17 protein-coding genes are annotated in these 22,520 nt (G+C 56.3%); 12 read left to right on the top strand and 5 right to left on the bottom strand.

Translation table 11 applies throughout. The features are described 5' to 3' along the window. Positions 1-8: 8 nt before the first annotated feature. A complete protein-coding gene (locus ACOTTU_RS17720) occupies positions 9-2,294 on the bottom strand; it encodes a mechanosensitive ion channel family protein (protein ID WP_298918808.1) in 2,286 nt (761 codons plus the stop codon). A gap of 277 nt (positions 2,295-2,571) precedes the next feature. Between ACOTTU_RS17720 and ACOTTU_RS17725 the strand changes: the two genes are divergently transcribed. The 5 genes from ACOTTU_RS17725 (at position 2,572) to ACOTTU_RS17745 (ending at position 6,729) form a co-directional block, all read left to right on the top strand. Further along, a complete protein-coding gene (locus ACOTTU_RS17725; RefSeq protein ID WP_425659966.1) occupies positions 2,572-3,462 on the top strand; it encodes a DUF1403 family protein in 891 nt (296 codons plus the stop codon). Then, positions 3,452-4,060, top strand: a complete 609-nt coding sequence (gene scpB / locus ACOTTU_RS17730; RefSeq protein ID WP_425660098.1) for an SMC-Scp complex subunit ScpB — start codon at positions 3,452-3,454, stop codon at positions 4,058-4,060. The genes ACOTTU_RS17725 and scpB overlap by 11 nt, the downstream gene beginning before the upstream one ends. Before the next feature lie 176 nt (positions 4,061-4,236). Continuing rightward, complete coding sequence (locus ACOTTU_RS17735; RefSeq protein ID WP_425659967.1) at positions 4,237-4,737, top strand: RNA polymerase sigma factor; 501 nt, start codon at positions 4,237-4,239, stop codon at positions 4,735-4,737. Continuing rightward, entirely contained in the window at positions 4,737-5,510 is a 774-nt protein-coding gene (locus tag ACOTTU_RS17740; protein ID WP_425659968.1) for an anti-sigma factor family protein, read from the top strand. Before ACOTTU_RS17735 ends, ACOTTU_RS17740 begins: the two co-directional genes overlap by 1 nt. A 313-nt stretch (positions 5,511-5,823) precedes the next feature. Next, on the top strand, positions 5,824-6,729 hold the full coding sequence (locus tag ACOTTU_RS17745; RefSeq protein WP_425659969.1) for a PEP-CTERM sorting domain-containing protein: 906 nt from the start codon (positions 5,824-5,826) through the stop codon (positions 6,727-6,729). A gap of 63 nt (positions 6,730-6,792) precedes the next feature. Here ACOTTU_RS17745 and ACOTTU_RS17750 read toward each other — a convergent pair whose 3' ends face one another. Both ACOTTU_RS17750 and ACOTTU_RS17755 read right to left on the bottom strand, forming a co-directional pair. After that, positions 6,793-11,325: a galactose oxidase-like domain-containing protein gene (locus ACOTTU_RS17750; protein WP_425659970.1), complete on the bottom strand. Its 4,533-nt coding sequence runs from the start codon at positions 11,323-11,325 to the stop codon at positions 6,793-6,795. 197 nt (positions 11,326-11,522) lie between these two features. Continuing rightward, the gene (locus ACOTTU_RS17755) at positions 11,523-13,274 is read right to left on the bottom strand and encodes a hypothetical protein (RefSeq protein WP_425659971.1); all 1,752 of its coding nucleotides are present in this window, start codon (positions 13,272-13,274) and stop codon (positions 11,523-11,525) included. Between the two features lie 368 nt (positions 13,275-13,642). Here ACOTTU_RS17755 and ACOTTU_RS17760 point away from each other — a divergent pair, with 368 nt between their 5' ends. From ACOTTU_RS17760 to ACOTTU_RS17780, 5 genes are all read left to right on the top strand, one after another. Next, a complete protein-coding gene (locus tag ACOTTU_RS17760) occupies positions 13,643-15,292 on the top strand; it encodes a PQQ-dependent dehydrogenase, methanol/ethanol family (RefSeq protein ID WP_425659972.1) in 1,650 nt (549 codons plus the stop codon). Positions 15,293-15,305: 13 nt separating this feature from the next. Beyond that, positions 15,306-16,550 (top strand): c-type cytochrome, encoded by a 1,245-nt coding sequence (locus tag ACOTTU_RS17765; RefSeq protein ID WP_425659973.1) that lies wholly within the window; start codon positions 15,306-15,308, stop codon positions 16,548-16,550. A 205-nt stretch (positions 16,551-16,755) separates the two neighbouring features. Next, positions 16,756-18,735, top strand: coding sequence for a hypothetical protein (locus ACOTTU_RS17770; protein ID WP_425659974.1), 1,980 nt, complete (start codon positions 16,756-16,758; stop codon positions 18,733-18,735). Between the two features lie 9 nt (positions 18,736-18,744). Continuing rightward, positions 18,745-19,527 carry a hypothetical protein gene (locus ACOTTU_RS17775; protein ID WP_425659975.1) on the top strand — a complete coding sequence of 261 codons (783 nt, stop codon included), beginning with the start codon at positions 18,745-18,747 and terminating at the stop codon, positions 19,525-19,527. A 1-nt stretch (position 19,528) separates the two neighbouring features. After that, on the top strand, positions 19,529-20,527 hold the full coding sequence (locus tag ACOTTU_RS17780) for a HEAT repeat domain-containing protein (RefSeq protein ID WP_425659976.1): 999 nt from the start codon (positions 19,529-19,531) through the stop codon (positions 20,525-20,527). An 81-nt stretch (positions 20,528-20,608) separates the two neighbouring features. On the opposite strand, the gene ACOTTU_RS17785 is transcribed toward ACOTTU_RS17780, so the two are convergent. After that, positions 20,609-20,815, bottom strand: a complete 207-nt coding sequence (locus tag ACOTTU_RS17785) for a helix-turn-helix domain-containing protein (RefSeq protein WP_298918772.1) — start codon at positions 20,813-20,815, stop codon at positions 20,609-20,611. 10 nt (positions 20,816-20,825) lie between these two features. Beyond that, positions 20,826-21,335, bottom strand: coding sequence for a hypothetical protein (locus tag ACOTTU_RS17790; protein WP_425659977.1), 510 nt, complete (start codon positions 21,333-21,335; stop codon positions 20,826-20,828). Positions 21,336-21,500: 165 nt separating this feature from the next. Between ACOTTU_RS17790 and ACOTTU_RS17795 the strand changes: the two genes are divergently transcribed. Both ACOTTU_RS17795 and ACOTTU_RS17800 read left to right on the top strand, forming a co-directional pair. Then, a complete protein-coding gene (locus ACOTTU_RS17795) occupies positions 21,501-21,836 on the top strand; it encodes a glycine zipper family protein (RefSeq protein ID WP_425659978.1) in 336 nt (111 codons plus the stop codon). 19 nt (positions 21,837-21,855) lie between these two features. Next, positions 21,856-22,482: an alpha/beta hydrolase gene (locus ACOTTU_RS17800; protein ID WP_425659979.1), complete on the top strand. Its 627-nt coding sequence runs from the start codon at positions 21,856-21,858 to the stop codon at positions 22,480-22,482. Positions 22,483-22,520: the final 38 nt, after the last annotated feature.

Raw genomic sequence — 22,520 nt, forward strand, 5'->3', positions numbered from 1 at the left:
CATAGGCCTTACTTCTTCTTCGCGTCGGCAGCGGCTTCCTGTTCGACCTGCGCCTGGACGGCACCACCTGCGGCCGCGCCTATTGCGGTTTGCTGCTCGACATTCAGGTCGTCGTGATCTTCCATGCCAGGTATGGCAACACGGACCTCGCGCCGGGCGAACTCGATATCGTTTTCCTTGAATGCATTGCGCACGCGGTTGTAGATTTCCTTGCGAATGGTGAATTGCGTGCCTGGCTTGGCCATGAATTTGCCGCGCATGACAATGCCCACATCGTCAAACTGGAATACGCCTTGGCTTTTGAAGGGTTCGAGGAAATCGTCCTTGAAAAGAGGATCCTCCAACATTTCCGCGCCGATCTTCTTGAAAATCTTCTTTACCTTGTTGGGATCTGTGTCGAAGGGCACCGTGAACATCAGCTTCATGATCACCCAATCACGGCTGAAGTTGGTGACTTTTTCGACGCCCCCGTAGGGGATGGTGTGCACATTGCCGCGGTGATGACGCAGCTGCATGGACCGGATCGAGATTTTTTCAACGGTCCCCATGGTGCCGCCGACGTCCACATATTCGCCGACGCGAAATGCATCATCGATCAGGAAGAACACGCCCGACACGATGTCTGTGACAAGTTTCTGGGCCCCGAACCCGATGGCCAGACCAAGGATACCTGCACCTGCCAGCAGCGGCGTGATATCGACGCCGAGCGACCCGATGGCCAGCAAGCCAAAGATCGTGCCGATGGTGATCTGGGCGGTCATCAGGACAAGAGGTAACACCGTCGCAAGTCGCGATCCTCCGGCCCCGCCGCCTTCGCCTGCTTCCTGATCGGTTGTCATGCTGGCAGAGCGTTCCTGCGCAAGCCGTCGGTTGATCCAGAGCGATACCAGCTCGTAAACGATGTATCCGATTGCACAGATCACCAGGAATTCGATCAGGTTACCGGCAAATTGTTCTCCCGCACCCGCCGAAGCGACGTTGGCGAGATCAATGTCCCAGGCACCGGCGATGATCAATACGATCAGTCCGAAAGCCAGAACCCGGCCAATGCGAATGAGGCTGCGCTTGTTCGATCTGTAGGCCTGCTCGGCAACAGGTCCTTCGCCGATCATTGGTGGTTGAAGATGCCTGACAAGACCGCGGATTGCGGTGTCAATGAGCGGGGCCATCAGCAACCAGAACATGGTGGTATAGTGGGGGGCTTTGAAAAGCAGGGCAAAATTCCCGTAACCGGATACGATGGTCACCAATGCCCAGGTCAGCACGGAAACCATCATTCCGAAGTAGGGATAGAAACGCGCCACTTGCTCGTCGTAACGGGTGCGATCCGGATCCTTGCCACGCATCATATCGGTCAAGCCTTCGCGGGCTGTCCATGCAATGATGACGATGTAGGCGTGAAGCGCGAGATTGAGCCAGAAGCCCAATCTTGTTTCCCCGACCGGCACGCCGAAGCGCGCATTGAACTCCACGATAAAGAGGGTGAAACCACCCAACAGGCCCAGGCCGATCATGTTGCGGTGAAGGTAATTTGCCCAGTGATCACTTACGCTGAGCAGTCGCAGCTCGGGCCGGTGCGGCGCAAGCGCAAAGCGTGACAAGGCCGCGATCAGCCGCGGGATCAGGATCAGCAACCGGACCGCGGGGGCGAGGACAGCAACTTGTTCGGCATCAAGAAACGACGCGCCAACGATCCGTATAACCACATAAAATACAACAAGTCCAAGAAGTTCACGACCCAATCGACGTGCGAGAAACCCTAAGGTTTCGGCCAGGTTACTCCCTTCCGCGTTAGGTGCAGATTTGCTGCGGCGTTCGAGAGTTTTGGTAACGAGCACCTCTGCGGCGTAACCGATCCCAAGCACGACAATCAGCAATCCGGACAAAACAAGAAGACCGCTGGCTCCGAAGGTTGCGCCGAAAATGGAGAAGGCTTCAATCTGTTTTGAAAAAAGGATTGGCAGCCGGAGAAATGCTTCGACGATGGGCGTGTAGAATGCCGTCCAGGTCTGAGTGATCACATCCGTCAAGGATGCCGACGATTGAGTGACGCTGGCCTCTGCCTGCGCAACCGCGTCCAACCTGTCCAGCAGCATGGCGCGCACCTGATCGTCGGACATGCGAGCGACCATTTCGCGGACGGCTTCGGGTGATATCGGATCAGGAAGCTCCGGCGCTGCAATTTGCGTCGTCTCGGAGGGGTTCGACACACCCGATACCTGTGCGGTCAAAATTACCGGAAGAGTAAGGGTGATCAAAAACGCGAAAAATGCGGGTAAGAACCGAATTTGCATGGCTAATTCCTGATTTGCTAATCCCTGACCTAACATCAATTTGGCTTTTCGAAAACGCGCAACACACGTAATGCGCACATTTGGTATCGGGCGTATGATAAATGCGTCACCCCAGTCCGGTTTTGGTCAGGTATGGTTTGAATTTGATGGCCGGCACTGGCCCGTCTGGCAAGGCAGCGACTTGGGCTATTCAAGAGCTAAATCAGTGTCTTACCAGATGCGGCGGTTTGCACGATATATCATGGTCAAAAGCGCCGCAATCGACTAGCGTCCCGACATGAGCCAAGTCAACATAAGCCCGTCTGATACGTTGGGTGCCTTGCCCCGGATCCCATCATGGGCAACCAGCACCCGTGCCAAATCAGAGGACGAGATTGCCTTCCAGTCTGGGGCTGCGCTGGCTTTGCTCCACACCGTTCTTGCCTGCGCAGAGGTTCCGCAGGCTTTGTTGCGCGAACGCCTCGCCTTGCGCGCGGCTGAGGCCAACGTGCGGATGTCAGGGCGTTTTGAGAGGATCGGCGAACTGCGGGATGAAGTGCATCTATTGCGGCCGGGGGATACGCCCGGACCTGCCGGCGCGATTTACATGCAATGGCGCAGGGTCATCTCGCGGCAGATCTCCTTGGGCGCGCTATCGAAGGCGCTGCCGGACCTGCCCGCGCAGGATATGGCGACTTGGCTCGATATGGCGCGAGGATCACCCATCAGACAGGCAACAGCAGTTTTCGCGACGGTTTTGGCGGAGAACAAATCTGACGAAACGGTTGCGTTGATACTTGCTGACGCGGCGCTTTCACGCGCTTGCGGATGGAAACATCTGGTCCCTTTGCTGGCACTTGGCCTGCGGTCCCGCGATCTGCGGTGCACCGGAAGTGATCTGCATACCGCCATTGGCAAAGCAATAATCGAGGCCGCGACTGAAGCGGTGACCATGGCCCGTGATCTTGCTCAGCGGTCCGCACGACTTGAGGCCGCCCGCGCGAAGCTGCGCGCGAAGGGAGCAGAAAAAGCGGTGGCCTTGTTTCTCAGTCGCGACGCTCTCGCCCCGATGGCGCTCAATGATGCGATGTCTGGCCGAGCCGCGCGGCGCTTTTGTCAACGGCTTGTTGATCTGGGCGTTGTGCGAGAACTGACCGGACGTGACACTTTCAGAATCTATGGGGTCTGACATGGCCGAGCAGGAACTTGACCGCGCTCTGGAAGATCTTCCACCGGAATTGCGTTGGCGCGAATGGATGCGCCGGATCGAAGCGGTGTTGTTTGCCTCCGCCTCTCCGGTTTCGTCGGAGGCCTTGACCCGGGTAATAGGACCGTCTGCGTCGGTGGACTTGCTGATCGCTGACCTTGCCGTTGAATTGTCCGACCACCCGTTTGAGATCGCTCAAGTGGCAGGTGGGTGGATGCTACGCACGCGCTCTGCCTATTCGGCGGTGATCCGGGCAGCGGCGGATGTCGCGGATCAGATCCTCGATCTGCGAGAGTTTGACGTAGCCGTGCTAGCCGCCATCGCCTACCAGCAGCCGATCACGCGAGAAGGGCTTAAAAACATATTCGGCAAAGAAATCAGCCGGGACTTGATCGGGCGGCTACACGCGCGCAATCTGATAACCACAGGTCCGCGAAGCCCCCGCAGAGGGGCACCCTATACCTTCGTAACCACGGATCAGTTCCTCGCTGCTTTTGGATTGGAAAGCCTTCGAGAACTGCCAGACAAAGAGCAATTGGATGATGCGGGTTTTGGTGAGGAACAAACGCAATCTGACTAGGCAAAGCTCTTCATGCGTTCAGCGCCTTAGCATGCGCTCCCAATGGTCAGGTTTTTCGTTCTCGAAATCTGAAGGGCCCGATAAATCCGAAACTGCGTTGCGCATTGCTGAAGATCACGCCAATAATCCATTTAGATGCCCTGACCATCAACGATGTTACATGCGGGGAGTGCATGTTGTCTGACTTCAAGAGCGATATGATTGCGGTCCTGCCACGTCTGCGACGTTTTGCGCAGACATTGACGCGGTCCGTTCCCGAAGCCGACGATCTGGTGCAGGAGGCCTGCTTGCGGGCGCTGAGCCGGGCGCATCTTTGGGATCAGGGCCAACCTTTTGATCGTTGGTTGTTCCGGATCACCCGAAACCTGTGGATCAGCGAGCTTCGTAAAAATAAGGTCAGGCTTGGGGAAGGCCATATTCCGGCAGAGGAAAGCGCGGAGTTGGTTACAATGGAAACGGGTGAATCCCGTGTGGCCTTTTCGCAGCTTCAAGGCCGTATCGCGACATTGCCAAGTGAACTTACAACGGTTTTATTGGTCGTTTCCGTCGAAGGTTACAGCTACGCAGAAGCCGCTGAACTTTTGGATATTCCAATAGGCACCGTCATGAGCCGCATTCACCGAGCGCGCAAAACGCTTGCCCAGAAGATCGCCGAACCAGAGGGAGGTGTCCTGTAATGCAGTACCAGGAAAATCTAAGCGCCTTTCTGGATGGAGAGTTGTCGGAAACTGATACGCGAAAGATCGAAAGCGCACTGGAAACTGACACCCGGCTGCAAGCCGAGTTGGCCTCTTTGATCGAGGCGGATCAACTTGCAAAGGAGGAATTTGCGGCCCTTGTTGATGAGCCTTTGCCGCGTGATCTGGTGAAATCCATTCAAAATGCGCCCGAAACTCCGGTGGCGAACAGCCCTGCCGCGCCAACCCGGCGCGCCAATTGGCTCACGGCAATGGCGGCTTCGGTCGCTCTTGCCATCGGCGGCGTGGGAGGATTTCTGACCGGAAGCTCTCAGCCTGAGCAACAGGTTGCGGCTCCCGGATGGTTACAGGACATCGCTGACTACCATGAGGTTTACGCGGACCAAAAACGCCATTTGGTTGAAGTCGCTGCGTCAGAGCGAGACCACATTCAGGTTTGGCTGTCGACGACCCTGGGAACGGATGTACGTGTGCCTGACTTGTCGGAGAATGGATTGGAATTTCAGGGTGCCCGCCTGCTTGTGGCCGCTGGAAAACCTGTCGCGCAATTGATGTACCTCGATGCAGATCAACGTGTCGTAGCCCTTTGCCAGATACAATCGGCATCGCCACGTGACGGTTTCGCCGACCAGACCATAGGTGATTTTGACCTGGTTTCCTGGGGTGGCGAAACGTCGAATTTTGTGGTTGTCGGCGATGATGATCGAGGTGATCTGGTCGATATCGCACGCACGGCGGCCTCTCAGGTTTGATGGTTCAAGAGCCCTGTAATTTATAACTGCAAAAATTTTTCCCGGATACCGAGAATAATCCGCAGCGCTCGCGCGTAACACTTATGCGAGCGGAAAACTGTCTGCTTTTCAAAATTGGTAGGAGCCTGGTCTCAACATTGATTATCTGCAAGTCCCCATTGTTTTTTTAGGACACGGGTAGGTCGCAAGACCTGTTTAATTGTTTGTTTCAGATAGATTGAGACCAGCGCTTCTGCCTGTTTTCGACATTGCCCGCCCGCTGGGCGCCTTGGCGCAGCCCAACTGACGCAATGGTTAATGTTTAGGAGATATCATGTTTTCAATTCGCATTTCTGCCCTTCTGGGCGCGCTCATTTTAGCGCCCCTTACCGGCACCGCCGCTCCGGTGGTTTTTTCGGCTGCCGGTCCCGATAAGGCCAGCATTCAGGCTGAAGTAGACGCCTTTCGCAACGCTCTGGGAAGCCTCAATCAGAATGAGCCCGTCAACTTTGAAGGCGGCCGGAGGCAGATCAATTGGGATGCGGCTCCTGATGCCGTTTCAGATCCGAACCCGTTCCCGGGTGACTTTTTCAACTTCAATGCCGCGCCTCGTGCCCGTGGCATCGAGTTCCGACCCAGTGAAAACCCAAAAGCAGGATCGCCGGATCAAATTGCCAAGGGCTTCCAGCTCAGCAGCACCGAAGCCTCGGGCGAGCCGGTTCGGTTTGGCTTTGAGGAAGATCTGAGTGTCTTTAGCCCTGAACGCCTGTTTGCGCCCACAGGCGGAACCATTTTTGACGTTCTGTTCTTTGATCCTGCGGATCAGACCACACCGGGTGCTACCCGCGGGTTGGGCATCGTTTTCACCAATGTGAACGAAATTTTGGATTACGAAACGCAGAAGAAAACGACCAATGCAAAGGTGGATTTCTTTCTTAACGATCAAGATGTTACATCCGATCACCCCGCGTTTTCGCTGAATGCGGAGGCAAGTGGCCCGGGTGGACTGTCCTTTCTTGGGGTGCTCTTTGATGATCCCATCCTCGCAGGCGCCACGGTTCAGGCAGGTCTGATCCCCTTTGACCAGGCCGCAAAAGGAGCTCACGTCGTGGCCATGGATGACTTCATCTTTGGCGAGCCCACCGTCGCGCCTGTGCCGGTGCCTTCCAGTGTGTTGCTGCTTGGGTCTGCGCTGATTGGTGGCGCTGCCTTCGCGCGCCGACGTCGCCGGATGATCTAAGCAAATCTTAGGGCGAATGGGGCCGTTCCTTGGGGGCGGCCCCTTTGTTGTCCGCTGACAGGGTCAGCAGTGCAGCGCTAAACGGACGAGGTATTTGTGAGCCTTGGATTGGTTCTTGCCAGCGTGTCGCAAATTGTCCACGGCGGATTGAAATTCGGCTCGGTGGGCGTCGCTGCAGAAGGCCACGGTGCCATTTTGCAGCTGCGCGCTGTGCGCCGTGGAGGCGGGGTGCTCCGACCATGGACACTTGGCATTGGGGTTGCGCCGCGCTTCGGCGTTGCGCGCGGCAAGGGTCACTACGCGATCAAAGAGATCACGGTCCTCGGCGCGCTCAAATCCAACAATATGCCCTTCAAAGCGGGTTAGCGCATCAATGGAGACGGGTTTGCCGCTCCACGGATCCGCACGATTGATACTCGGCGGTTCTTTTTGCTTGCTTGCGGTCTGACGGTGGGGCGCAGCGCCATGGTCATGCCCGTCTCCATCCGCCTCGCCATGTTGTCCATGGCCTGCACCGCTTTGTACCGGCCGTTCCCCAGTATCGGTTCCGAGATAGCGGGCCACCTCTTTGAAGTAATCTACAGCACGCTGCATCTTTTCTGCATGTGCACGCGAACAGAACCCGACCGAACCCTTTGACAGGGACACAACAGCGTCGCGCTGGACGCGCTGGCCTGAAATCGGACATTCGGTGTTAAGTTGAACTTGAGCAGATGATCCGCGATCCCGGGCCGCTGCAACGGCCTTCGTGAACTTGTCGCGATGCCGGGTGGAGCAAAACCCGACCTTATGACCTTCGAACGTTGTGGTAGCCGCGTCGGAAACGGGTTTTCCCGACCAGGGGCAGGTCTCATTTACACAGGCGTTGTGGTCTTTTGATACCCTGTAATGCGCGGTAACGGTCGTCCGGTACCGCCAGGCTTCCCGTACCATGTTTTCGGCATCCTTTTTCGCACAGATACGACAGTGTTTGCCTTCGCAATCGATCACGACGAAAGCTTCGAAATCGCCAAAACAATCGTATTCGACCTTACAGATCTTTCCGCAGGCACACTCCATATCAATCCCTTTCTCGTCATCATCTTCATGCGGGTTACCATCCGGGTCATAGGGGTCGCCCGTGCCGTGCGGAGATGGATGCACGCTTTCTGGATCGCCCCCGAAGCCACGGACCCGTTCCCCGATCTCGAAGAGATAGCGCTTGAACACCGGGTACCAGCGGTCCTTTTCCGGCATCCCATCAAAGACATATTTGAGGACCGACAGTTTTTCTGCCTCTCCGTCCAGTAAGTCCGGTCCTTTGCCCACCGGGATGGTCAGATCGAAAGCGCCAACCCATCTTAGTGTTCGGCCAGAATACTGCTTTACCGACAGCCGATAGAGATCACCGTCAGTGATCCCGAGGGGCAGCGTCACGCTTAAAAGACCTGCAATGTTCAGGTCTCGCCCACCGGGTAAGGCGACGTAGCTGGCCTCACCAAGTTCAAAGCGGATTGTGTGATCATCAACGCGTTCCAGCTGTGCCGGCCCCTGTCTGCGTGCCGTCAAAGCGATCACGTCATCAATATCCACATCCGGCAGGTAAAGTTCTGCCTTGCTGCCTATGGGCAAATTGTTGCGTGAGAACACCAGTTCGTCCGGGCGGCGCCTGACATAGGCTGACGACGCAACCTGCGGCTGAGGATCAAGCGCCAGTTCGGTCGGCACGTCTGAAGGTTTGACGTCAATGCTGGTCTGGGCGGTTCGGGTGATTTCATCGAGCCCCGGATTGGCGGCAGGCACAGTCGCCAGATTGCGTTGTGCCAGGTTATCGCTCGTAAAGGGCGACTGCCCCGGTTGAATTGGGTCATCACCATATTGGATTTCAGCGACCAGACATTGATGGTACCCGGCAATATGCTGGATCATTGGCCGCGCAGGGCCGCCTTCGAGGACCATGTCGAAAATGTTGAAGTCGTCAAACGGGCCGTCGTCCTTGGGGTACCGCGGGAAATGCGCATTGACCGTGTTCACATCCAGCCAACAGCCATAATAGCGAAACACCATGTTAGGCCCTTCACCCGGCAGCGTCTGGCGGTTCACCGCATTGTCGTCCTGCTCGGACATCTCTTCGCCGGGCGTGACGCGGGGCGCTGCAAAGAAGGGAATGGATGTGATTGGCAAGCCCTGCTTGCCCAGACCGGGAATGCGACCTGCAGGTCCCTGCAAGGTGCGATAGGTGCCGCTGGTATTGTACTCAAGGGCTGTACCGACGGTATTGAACAACCGAAAGAACACCTTCACATCATCCGCATCTTCGCCGGGAATGGATAGGAACCGCACGCGGGCGATTGCGAAATTGTAGGTGCCGTCCTCATTCTGCGGCACGGTCATCACAACAGGATTTGCGTCTTGAGAAGGGTCCAACTGATCAAAGGGATGATTGTCCGTATCATCGGATTGCCCCGAGTCTTCAAAAGCTTGCAGCAAGCCCTGGACGTAGGCTTCAGGACCGCCCGCACCATTCACATCACCGACCCTGGCTTTGTGGATACGCAAATCCGTGCTCAGCCATGCCGGGTCCCCATCCTTCATGAAAGGATTGGCTCGCTTCATCAGCGTGAGTTGAACATCAATCCGCCGTCCATTCAGCCGTGCGGTGACCTGCACGTTGCGGGTTTCGTCGTCCCCAAAGGTGTCATAGGCATTTTCGTTGTCAAAAATGACGTCATAGATGTAGCGATACCTTTGCGCAAAATCGGGGTTGGATAGGGGATCAATCTCGAATTCGGCACGATTCAGTTCAATGCGCATGCCGGGCACATTTCCTCCGCCGGAAAACTGCCAACTGACATCAGGCTCTTCGGCGGGCACATTCAGTTCATGGGGCAGGAAACCCTGATAGATGAAATCAATTCCTTCAGCGAAAACCGCCTCGTTGGTGTCAGAGTAGGGCGGGCGCAGGGCTTTGACTGCCAATTGCGAATAGGTACTGATCTGCAAGACCGCATAGGCTTCCTGATGCGACAGGCGAATGAATTGAGCCTGCCGACAGGGCGTATTGCCGTTGCGCAGAACGAAGAGCATGTAGTTCCCCGGAGGGGCCAGATTGGAGGAACTCGGGGCGCGCGCGGTCAGCGTGTCGCCATTTTGCACGAAGCTTAAGGTCAGGTACCGCTGATCGCCATCGAAGGCATGCGTAAAGCTGCCACAGCGCATCAACACCACACGTTGCATGTTGGCGCCGGTTGCCATGCGAATGGTGAATTGCTCATTATAGGTGATGGTGTCCGGGGCTGCATCAATCGTTGGTCGGTTGCCCCCATAGCTGGGACGAAAAACCTCGATCCGGGTTTCGCGCGTGGCACCGTCCGGGTCGGTCAGATCGGCACCGGTATGGGTGGAACCGGCTGTCCAGACACTGCCATCCGGCTGCAACAGCGCTGTTGAATGATAGCCCCTTGGCACAGTGGCCTGATCAGCATTGCCATTCAGGGTTTGCCAAGTGCCCTCGCCATCCGTGTATTGCCCGGTATTCCAGTCAATCGCGGGCGTGTAGATTTCCGGAGACTGCACACCGGTGTTGTCGGGCCGCATGCCGTTGCTGACAAAGACCTGACCTGTCGGCAGCAGGATGCCCAGCAAGTGTTCGCGAATTGGCGGTGTCGGGTCGGAGTTGAAAGCCTGCCGGGCACCCGCCGTCAGCCACTCGGGGCCATCGGAAGCGCGCAGATTGAGTCTTTCAGGCTGCACATCACCGCAGACCATGATCCAGAAATTGTTGGCGTCGCCATGCAGGATCGGCAGAATGATCGAGGTTGTGCGGGCGGAGCAATTGGCGTCGTCATAGGCGTTGTCCAGGTGGCTGCCGTAGCCGGAACTGGCAAACTCTCCGCTGTAGGGATCAAACAGTCGCGTGTCGCCATGCGCCTTCGCCAGGGTGCTGAAAAAGACATGACCTGTCGGGGCCAGATGTAACCTGTCGTATTCGTCTAGAACCTGGTCAGGTGCCGTCCGCTCAGCGAGGAGTTCAATCCAGTTGTCGCCCCCCGGTGAATAGCGTTCCGGAATGTTGTTGCTATGACGCCGGTCACCCGGGGTCGGATAGTTGTCCGCCAAATCGGCAGGTCCCGCCAGCGGGTGGCCCCCCACGGCCAGAACTTCGCCATTGCCCAGTGTAACCAGCGTCGGATACCAGCGCCCGCCACCGCGCAGGTCGCTGCCGGGTTGCGGATGCATAAAGGCTGCTCGCCGCCATTCACCCGCGCGCGGCATATAGGTGAAACTATCGCGAATACCGGTCCCACCGTGGTTGTGGTCATGTTCCGCAACAATGTCGCTGGTCGGGACTGCCCAGCCCCCGGCCACCAGAACCCGTCCGTCATGTAGCTGTGCATGCCCTGCACAAAACAGGTTTCGGTCACCAACGGGCAGATTATCAGTGGATTGAAAGCTCTGCTCCGTGACGCCCGGGTTGCCGCAATCGTAGAGGTAAGACCGCCCTGCTTCGTTGCCGAAAAACCCTTCGAAATAAATGATTTCGCCCTCAGGGCGTCCCGGCACAAGAGCCGCATGAATCGCCACGATTTCGGACTCGAGAACTTGATCCCAAGACATTGGACCCCCCTGACAAATTTTTTAACCTAAAGTTGAATCATAACACATTGCGCAACATCTTGCACATTTGGGGCGCGGTCTTCCGCGCATGCAGTGTTTCATTCTGAGGAATATTCGATGTCGCAAGTGGTCATCGTCAGAAAATCCAACCTACGATGACAGGGGAACGGCGTCTGGCAACAACCGCACAAAAACACTTAGTTCGGATTGTAGTAGGTGATCAGAGTGCCGCCCCTGATAATTATATTTATCCTCATGTTGCTCCAGGTATATAAACCATTATTGGGCGGATCTGGATCGAATGCAAAATGTGGTCCTGACTTGTATTTCTGACGGTTGATAGCCCAATCCGCGTCTCTGAGCAGCTTGCTGGCTGGATGCCCGTGATCGGGGGTATTGAAAATCCAGTCATGTACGATCTCGCCGCCAATGGTGAGGGGAAAACCTGCTATCGTCGGGATCAATATCTGTGCACCGGTGTAGCCGTTCTGCTTGGCGCGCGTGCCGGGATAGCCTGCGACGGTCCAGGCCGAGGGTGTGTATCCGGCGAGTTTGGTGTTAAGGTTCCGCTGCTGTGGCACGGTCAGCGACGCCCAGAAAGTGTGGGCGGCAGCTGTTCGTGTCAGTTTCAGATTGCCATGCCTTGAAGCGGCGACAAACGCTGCATCTGTGCTCAACGGATCAAGAGCGAGATCAATGGCATCAAGTTTGCTCGCGACGTCCGCTGCGGTTGTTTTACGGGTGTCGGCGGATTGCGCATAGACTTGCGCCTGGGCCGGGGTCAGGGCCTGCATTGTGCTGAATGTTGTCTTGTCAGCAGTGGTGTCATCCGACGCCGAGGTAATGCGCAGCTTCTCGGTCGCCAGTTTGGCTTGTTCGGTTGTAATCGTCGTTCGGTCGGTAGACGCGGCATTATGATAGATCAGCAATTTCGCGATATTAGCTTCGGTTGCGGCCACCTGCGTCTTGAGCGTGCCCGCCTGATCCAGAACCCGTTGTCCATCTGTGAGGGCCGGGATCAGAGCGCGGATCGCGGCGGTCTTGAGCGTCATCCTGTTCTTGTCGATCGTAAAGGTCTGAATATCGGCGGGTGTCGCCTGGCCTGCCCGGTGCGATGTTCGCACGACCTGCGATTGGGCGGCCCAGTCGAGCTGGATCTTGTCGGTCAACGCATTGATGGACCAGTGGGGCCATTCTCTGATCAACATTTGAAAATCGTCCTCGACAAGCTCCCATTCCGACCCCATGGAGGCCTCATCGGTCACGGAATTTGACAGGTTGATCAGCTGCGCGGAAGATGTGACGTTCTGTTCTCCTGCGAGGGCGACAATCTCTGGCACGGTTTTGGGCAATCGGGCGAGGACCTGCAGCATTGCAAAACTTGGTGGCTCGGCCAACCCGGCGGTGCCAAGGTTCGCCAGCGTGGCAATGTCAGTACCGCTCCGATTGAGGCCGATCAGCAATTTGACATCACCTGCCGTCGGTGCTTGAGGGACGCGGTAACGGTAGAGATCGGCAATATCTGTCGGCTGACCAGCGCGCGCATATCCCAAAAGATCGCTGATGGAGAAACCATAAGCCATCAACGCGCCCGCTTGCGAACTCGTAAGTCCAAACGTTTGCAGCAAAGCGATATCAACTGGAGGCAAGCGCATGTTGTATCGGTATAACAGATCACCCCCAAGCCCCCGGTCATGGCCCATATTGTCACCGCCAGCCATCTGGATGGTTTCCGATGCGGCAGTGCCCGAAGGCACAGGTTGTGGTGCATTCTGCGTTGCTCCCACCGCTTGCAGTTGCAGGACCACATTGCTGCCGTCAGCCGCTCTTTGCAGCTGCGGTATGGAAGACGCGCCCAGTGTTTTTGACGATCCGCGATTGACCTTCTGCGGAGTGTCGCCTTTGGCAGAGGTCCGGTCGCTGGTTTGCGGCGAAGTTGATCTCAACATTTCAGGTACCTGTCGCATCGGTCGAGGGAACGGCTGGTTATGACGTCAAAAATCGAGGGAGCGGCCCTTAGCGAGGCGAGTTTCGACAGCTACCGCTATCATTTTCGCAAAAGACCAGGTGATGGATTGAAGACTGCCACGCAGTTTTCGATGAAGCAATCAGAATAGGCCGGGGTCAAAGACCGGGTTGCTGAAAAGCGAAGCCAGTAGGACGGGAATTGCGCGTCGATCCATAAACCTTGTCCTGAGCGTGATCTCTTCGTCGCGCCGTCTCTTAAGGCTACGTCGGGATCACACATTAGCTGTTACTTTTTGAACCCGCCCTCTCGAATCGTGTTATGCGTGTAGGACGCATATGGGAGGATTTCATGAAAACAGTCGCTTTATCGCTTGCCATGTCACTCGGGATGGCAACGGTCAGCTTTGCTCAATCCGCAGCAGATTTGCAGGCAGATGCTCAGACACCGCAGGACGTTCTGGTTTACGGCATGGGATACGACCAAAAACGGTTTTCTTCTCTCGATCAGATTTCCACAGACAATGTGTCAAGCCTTGCGCCGGTCTGGGCCTATTCACTTGCAGATACACGCGGACAGGAAAGCTTTCCGATCATTCACGATGGGAAAATGTACGTAACGACACATTCCGCAACGATCGCGCTTGATCTGGCCAGTGGCAAACAACTGTGGAAATCATCCGTCGAGTATCCGGCGGAAACGCCACGGGTCGCATGCTGCGGTATCGTGAACCGAGGTGTGGCGATCCTGGACGGCACCCTCTACCGCACAACGCTGGATGCACATGTCATCGCCATTGACGCGGCCACCGGTGAAGAGAAATGGCGCACGCAGTCGATCGACTACAAACAGGGATACTCCTTCACCGTAACCCCCCTCATTGCCGATGGCGTTGTAATCGTGGGGATTTCAGGCGGTGAATACGGCATTCGCGGCTATATCGAGGGCTATGATCCAGCGAACGGCGAAAGGCTCTGGCGTACCTATACAATTCCTGCGCCTGGCGAGCCCGGCAGCGAGACCTGGCCTGAGGGGGATGCCTGGGAGCGGGGCGGCGGGCCCGGCTGGTTGACCGGGACCTATGATCCGGAGCTCAATCTGGTCTATTGGGGAGTAGGCAACGCGGCCTCCTGGAACGCCGGATCGCGTCCCGGTGATAACCTTTACACCGGCTCCGCCCTGGCGCTTGACCCCAAAACGGGTGACATCCAGTGGCACTATCAGTTCTCTCCGAATGACCCCTTTGATTACGATGGGACCAACGAATTGGTGCTGGCAGAGATCGATGGGCGCAAGGTGATGATGCAGGCGAACCGTAACGGGTTTCTCTACGTCATTGACCGCACAAACGGTGCATTGGTTGCGGCCAACACATTCGTGGATGATGTCACCTGGGCAGACGGTGTTGATCTGAGCACGGGTCGGCCGGTTCACACGGAGATTTACGACAAGGCTGTCGCTGGCGAGCCTGTGACCTATTGGCCCTCTGCCTTTGGCGGCAAGAACTGGTCACCCATGTCCTATCACCCCGACAGCGGTATGGTCTTTGTGAACACGCTGCGGATCGGTATGAATTACAAGGCGGTTGAGCCAAAATACCGGGCGGGCGTCTTCTACTTCGGGGCTGAATTCTCATGGGACTGGCCGGAAGGACATCGCGGAGAGTTACGTGCTGTCGATCCGATGACAGGAAATGTGAAGTGGTCGCAGCCTGCGGATATTCCCCGTTTGGGAGGCGTGCTTTCAACAGCTGGCAATCTGGTCTTCACCGGCGCACAAACCGGTGAGTTTGAAGCTTTCCATGCGGAAACAGGCGATGAACTATGGTCATTCAACACCGGCTCGGGTGTCATCGGTCAACCGGTCACATGGGAGATGGCGGGCAAACAGTATGTCACCGTCCTGAACGGGTCGGGTGGCGTCTACGCGCTTTTCTCCGGTGACGAACGGCTGGCTGAGACACCGCCCGGCGGGTCGGTCTGGACCTTCGCATTGCCATAGGGTGTCCGGAACGATGCGTAAACTCTTTGTGTTCTTGTTGCTGGCCCTCTTCGGAGGGCCGGTTGCCGCTCAGGACCCGCACCCGCAGTTTGCAGCCGGTCTAGAAGCCTACGAGTTCTTCTGCTCGAAATGTCACGGCAAGGATATAGTGAACCCGGGCGTGTCCTCCTATGACCTTAGGAAATTTCCACGCGACCAGAAGGATCGTTTTTACAGTTCCGTTCGGAAGGGTAAGGGCGACATGCCCGCCTGGGGAGATGTGATTTACCCCGAGGAGCTTGATGCGCTTTGGGTCTATGTGGCAACGCGCGGGGGGACCGAACCCTTCCCCGATGAGGAACACTCCGCCAAGCCCGCAAAGCCAACCTCCCTTGTCAGGGCAGGATACCTTACCGCATGTCTGTCGCGCAATGCGGGCGTGTTGTCTGGTCGACGCGCGGCGGGGGGGTCTGGCTTTGACTTTCGCGTCAGCGAAGCCTTGGCGCAGTCTCTGGGGTTAGATCTGGATGTTGTCTGGGTTGAAAGTGAGCCCGGCGAGGAGAGCGATCCGGTCCATGAAACCTATGCCATGCTGGCCTATGGTCTGTGCGATATGGTGCCGTCCCATCCACTCTATTCGCGTGCGGTTGGGGTGCCGCCGACTGACAAGGCCGCTCTTCCCCGGTGGTTGGGGATGCCTGAGGTGATAGATGCTGAAACTCAGCGACGCATCAACGCACCTCCACCCTATGTCGATCTCGAACCAATTGCCGTCACCAAACCCTATATGCGGGCCGAGATCGGCCTCGTCTACGTTGAAACCACGCCGGAACCCAAAGACCTGGCAGATGTGTTGCCGCGTCGACTGGCGTATCAACAGGGCACATTGTCGGGCGCATTATTGGAACTGGACGCGCCGACGCAGGCAAACAATGCAAAATCGTTCAATCCAGGGCCCCGCTTCTTGTGGCAATTGGAGAGCGGGGCTGCGGATGTTGCGATTGTAGATGTGGCAGCCTTTGATGCTCATAGACATCACAACGGCGTAACACGGTTGCGCCTTGCCAAATGGCGCCACCGGGTGGGCATGGATATTGGCATCGCTGTTTTGGAAGCGGCCAACGATCTCAAACAGGTTCTCGATACCGCGATATCGACCCTTCACCGGTCAAACAGGCTGGCTGAATTTGCAGCGGCCGAAGGGGTTACTTACAGCCGCCCGCAGTTTGAGGGGTTGCAAGCGCCCTTCACCTGGCGCTCTCTTCGCGAGACCAATTGATTGGGTGTTGATCAGGGCGATACACGCCGTGATTGTGCCGTAAGCCCAAATATGTTAGCCTGAAACTGCTTTTTACCATTTTACCAAGACATTTTTCTATCGGCCCTCTGGCCGCCCACAGTGAATTCATCCGCGTTAGCAGAGCGCGAAACTGCATCAGCAGTATGTCTGCCTGTTCTTGTTTTTTAGATCAAAGGATTTCTCCATGCCAAATTTCGACAGCGACGTGATCATCATTGAATCCGATCTCATTCTTCAAACGCGCGATGAACATATCGTTCAGGTCGCTCAAGACGGCTCAATCACAGTTCGAAGTGTTACAGGCGGTCCGGCGGAGGATATTCTTCATTTCGATCCTTCAAATCGGCTGCTTCGCATCGGCGGCGATGCGTCATCGGGGGCAATTGCGCTTCGGGACAATTCAGGAACCACCACCGTTTCTCTGACCGGTGCCAGCGGCGGGCTGACACTGGGCAACGTGGGGTCGCATGGTGATCTGGCAGTCAGAGACACCAGCGGGACCACAACACTCAGTTATCTTGCGGCGACCGGCGAGTTGATCGTTGGAGGGCAGGGCAATGAGGGGGAGGTCCAGATACGTGATGCCCAAGCGCGGCTTGCCATCCATCTCGAAGGGGACACGGCGGCGGGTTTTTTTGGGACCGAAGGGAATGAAGGCGATGTTCTGGTACGAGACGGCCAGGGCCGTGACACCTGCCACATCAACGGTTCTGCAGGCACCATCGTCCTGGGGTCCGAGGGCAATGCGGGCGCGCTCGCCGCTCGGGATGCCTCCGGTGAGCAGTCTGCATTTCTCGATGGTGAGACTGCGCAGCTTATCCTGGGCCGCGCTGGTAACGAGGGCGATCTGAGAATTCGCGACAACAGCGGGACCACAGTGTTTGATTTCAACGGATCAACTGCCTGGTTGGAAATCGGCGGTTCTGGTAATGAGGGGGATCTCGCTATTCAGGACGGCAGTGACCGGCGTGTTCTGCATTTCGATGGTGCAACTGCTTTCCTGCGCGTAGGTGCTTCCGGAAATGAGGGCGATATCGCCGTCCGTGACGGGTCGAACCGCGAAGTTTTCCATATCGATGGAAACACCGCTTGGCTGCGTGTGGGCACAAACGGGAACGAAGGTGACATTGAAGTTCAGGATGGGGCGGGGCGTCGTGTCATGCACATGAATGGCGCGACCGCTTTCCTGCGGGTGGGGGCCTCGGGTAATGAAGGCGACATTGCAGTTCACGATGGATCGAACCGCGAGGTTTTCCATATGGATGGCAACAATGCCTGGCTGCGCGTCGGCGCAAGCGGGAATGAAGGCGATATCGAAGTACAGGATGGCCGTGGTCGCCGGGTCATGCACATGAATGGTGATACGGCAGCGCTTTTTCTGGGCGCGGAAGAGAATGAAGGCGATATCTTTATTCGCGACAATCGCGGGAACGATGCCATCCGAATGAATGGCGAGCATGCCGAGATTTTCGTGGGCACGGACAACAATGAAGGTGATGTGCGCGTTTACGACAACGAAGGGAGACAGGCGATCCACCTGAACGGGGGTACCGCAGAGGTGTTTGTGGGCACCCAGGACAACGAAGGCGATCTGCGGGTTTTTGATAACAATGGTCGTGAAGCCATGCATTTCAACGGCGCGACAGCCGAGCTTTTCATTGGCGCACAAGACAATGAAGGCGATGTACGGATCCGCAACGATGCAGGGAACGAAACCATCCACATGAACGGTCGAACCGGGGATATCATTCTGCGCAACGGTGATGCCGCGGAAGATTTCAAAGTCGCCTGTGCTTCGGATGCGATACCGGGCTCCGTGATGGTGATCGGTGAGGACGGCGCGCTCAGGCCCTGTTCCCGGGTTGCCGACCGCCGGGTGGTGGGCGTTGTGGCGGGTGCGGGGAATTACCGACCCGGTATCGTCCTTGATCGCAATCCCGAGCGGGACCATCCCGTAGCACCAGTGTCAATTATGGGGAAGGTCTCGGTTCTGGCGGATGCCACCAAAATGCCGATCAGGGCTGGCGACCTGCTCACGACCTCTGACCGAACCGGTCACGCTGAATGCGCAGGCAATGACGCTGCGGGTGCGATCCTCGGGAAAGCGCTGACCTCTCTTGAAGACGGTTGCGGCATGATCGACATGCTGATCACCCTGCAATAGGAGGTTACCATGGATATCAGTGTCCGAGAGATGCTCGATTGCGTCGATGCCGACCTCAATCAAGATCAATCTGTATTATTCAGGCTCTTTGGGTTTATACGCAGCAGGGTTCCACCTGATCCGGCCGGGGTTGTTGCAAGCGTGTCGCTTCGCCAGCTTGCCAACGATATCGGCGGACAACACATCAACATCAATGTCATCCGCGTTGGATTTGACGCGCTTGGGACAACGGCATTGGCCGATGCGCTGATCGAACTTGACTACTCGGTTTACCGCATCCGCAATATCTACCGTCCGCGCAATCTGGGCGTCGGGCGCGTATTGCATTGGTTTGTCGACAGCGCAGATGCAGACGGTATGGATGACATCGGTGGCACGGGGGAGGCCCGTGATCTCTGGGAATCCTTCTCGGTTCAGAACAATGGGATCGATGCCTTTGTGGCTCGCAATATTTCAGGCACCTTGCTTGGCCTCTCACCGAGACCGGGCGATTGTGACAAGGGCTCAAAGGATGATGGGTGTCTTGCCGGAGGCATCGACAGCAATGATGAGGGTTTGTCCCGAACGTTTGCCCATGAAATTGGGCATTTCCTCGGCCTGCCACATAATCATGATGCCTTGCCAGATGGGCCCTGTCCGACCGGGAATGACCGGTTTAACCTGATGGCTCAGACGGGTTGCGTGCCCTTTATCGCCGGTACTTCGACCCGCGACACCCGCACAGCCGTCAATCTCGATAGTGATCAGGGTAGCGACATGCGTGAACACTGTGCTGTAAGGGAGGGATGTTGAGATGGCCGGAACCAAACCTGAAAGCGCCGATACCAAAAAACTGATGTCTCTGGCGCGATCGCCCGCCGGGACAGCCGGACGTGCCTTGGCCTTTGCCGAACTCGTGGAAGCTGCACCCCGTAACTTGACGGGATTTCTCAAGAACATTGCATTGGACAAGGAGACCGACATTGGTTTGCGAAGCAAGGCCATCGGTGCCATCGGTGAGCGCGCCACGCCTGCGGCCCTCGAGGTTTTACGGTCCTCGCTGAAACTGAAACATCCAATGCTGAAAAGGCGCGCCATTGAGCGGATCGGCAAGGTGGGCGCGGCGACGGATCTCAAGCTCTTGAAATCGTTGAAGAGCGACGATCCCGCGACACGTAAAACAATTCGATCCGCCCAGGTGTTCTTGTCCTATAAGCACGGGCTTGGGGCGTTTCGGCTTGATGCCCAGACCAGCACATTGCCAGCGTCTAGCGCGGCAACCCAGCTTGCCACCATACGGCCCGCCAGTTCTGAGGTTGCGGCAAGGCTGTTCAAATTGGTCCGGGTGCCGGGGCTCAAACTGGCAGCGCAGGCTCCGACAGAATTGATCTGCGGATCTCATCGCTATGCGCTCTTTTCGGTCAAGGGGCTCAATTTGCAGACCGAGTTGACGCACCAGCAAGCGATACCGGTCGTCGTGACCGAGGAGAATATCGAAACTGGTCTTTATGAGCCGATGTATTATATCCTTACGGACCCGGTTGGACGCGGTAGAATTCGTATTTCCGTCATCCGCCCTTCTGGCAGGTTGATGCTTTCGGGGATCGGTACGCAAAAAACGGCTGCCGTGACGTTTGCGCTTGAAGCTGCCGTGGATTCCTTTCACCCACCCACGTCGGTTGTTGGGCGTGTGGGAAAGGATGGGGTGCCGATGTTGCAGTCCGTCCTCACCCAAACCCGTTTCGATAAGGCTCAAGCAAAGCGGCTCAAACGCCCCAAGCTTCAGGTGCAGCCAATAGGAGATTCCAGCTGACAAGGTCGCTTGCGAGACCTTTGAACCGGCAGGTGCGCTTGGGTGCGGAACCCTGCGTGTCGCGTGGTGACTTTGGCCGGATCAATCCGGTTCAAAGGTCAGGATATCCCCCGGTTGGCATTCGAGATAGGCGCAGATCGCATTCAAGGTGGAAAACCGAACGCCTTTGATTTTGCCTGACTTGATCAGCGACAGGTTGGTTTCCGACAATCCGATCGCGGCTGCAAGTTCGCGTGAGGATGTCTTGCGTCTTACCAGCATGAGATCGAGGTTCACTTGGATGGCCATGATGTGTTCCTCAAAGAAATTGGCTGTTTTCGTCTTCGGCAAGCCACGCGCGTTCGAGCGTCTGTGATATCGCCAGCAAGACGACGCCGACAATCGCGAATATAATGTCGAGGTCCAGAGGGTCCCATCCAAATTCAAACCCATCCGTCGATGGCAACCCGATGATGATCAGATACTGCATCACGCCTGAAACAAGATTGTAGCCGACCCAGAACCCGATAAGCCCCCAAGCCATACGTTTGAGGTTTTGTCCAAGGTCTCTGAAGTCTTGCTTTGGCCCACCTCCGAGAATCGTCCAGGCCGCGCGATAGGCGCTTGCGAGACAACAAAGTGCCGTTCCGGTCATGATCAGGCCGATGATCAGCGTCCAAACAGGCGGTGAGGTGTCTTGCTGTGGAAAATCGAATGCTTCCCAGATGCCGTTATGAACCCCCAGAATTTGGCCGATCCACAGTACCCCAAGTATTATGCAATAATAACAGATGCTTAATATCATTGCGGTTTTGGCAAAATACGTCATTTTCGGGTCTCCTTACTTGAGAACGGGCATATAGTTAAACGGCAATAACTAAATGTATTACATCATATAATTTATGTAAAACATAAAATAGTTGTTGAATTGCTTTCGCTATCCTTCTAAATCGCCGCCATAACGATGACCAAACCTGAGAATCAAGGGTGACATATGACTGAAATTTTAAAGATTGCGGGCCTGACCGCCTTCGGATTGCTTCTGGCTGCATGCTCGGACGCGCCTTACGATCCCATTGTCGATGGCCAAAAGAATGCGTCTTATGAAAATGACCTGACCGCTTGCCGTCAACTCTCACTACAGCAGGACAAGACAAATGACGGGGCTACCGGCGGCGCCATTGTCGGGGGATTGATCGGTGGCGTAGAAGCAGATGATGGTGACGAATTGGGCGGCATGGTCGCCGGGGCGGTTGTCGGCGGTCTGATCGGATCGGCGGAAGAAGGTGCAAAGGTCGAGGACGCCAGAGACCGTATCGTTTTTAATTGAATGCGCAGTAGGGGGCATAATGTCGTTGGTTAGAACGGGGATCAATCCGTTGAAAGAGGCGCAGGGTTTGGTCGCAGTCGCGATCATAGTAGTTGCGTCGCTGCTGCTGGTGGGCTGTCAACAGGTCGCGGTTCTCACCATGAACCAGATGGTGACAACGGAATTTCAGGTCATGGGCACCAAGCTCCTGATGCGCGGCGAAATCAACTCCAGATCGCTTGGGCAATTCGAAGAGGTCTATGCAGAAAACCCTGATATCGACACGCTGGTTCAACTGGATGTGCCCGGCTCCATTGACGATGATGTTATGGTTGCATTCGGTTACCGGCTTCGGGAGTTGGGTCTGAACACGCATCTGACAGCGCGTAGTGAAGTCTATTCAGGTGGGGTGGATTTGTTTCTGGCTGGCGTTGAGCGAACGATGGAGCCAGGGGCAACGCTTGGGGTTCATTCCTGGTCAGACGGGATCAAAGATGCGCAGGACTATCCAAAAAGCGCGCCAGCGCACCAACAAAACCGTCTTTATATCGAACGGATGCTTGGCAATGACACGTTCTATTGGTTCACCATTTACGCAGCATCCGCAGAGAACATCCACATCATGACCGAAGCTGAAATTCGGCGCTACGGGCTTTTGACAAACTGATCGCCAGACATGTAGCTTTGGTCCAATTGCCCTGAGAA

The organism is Roseobacter sp. EG26 (genome assembly GCF_049830555.1).
In the GTDB taxonomy this organism is placed as follows: Bacteria; Pseudomonadota; Alphaproteobacteria; order Rhodobacterales; family Rhodobacteraceae; genus Roseobacter.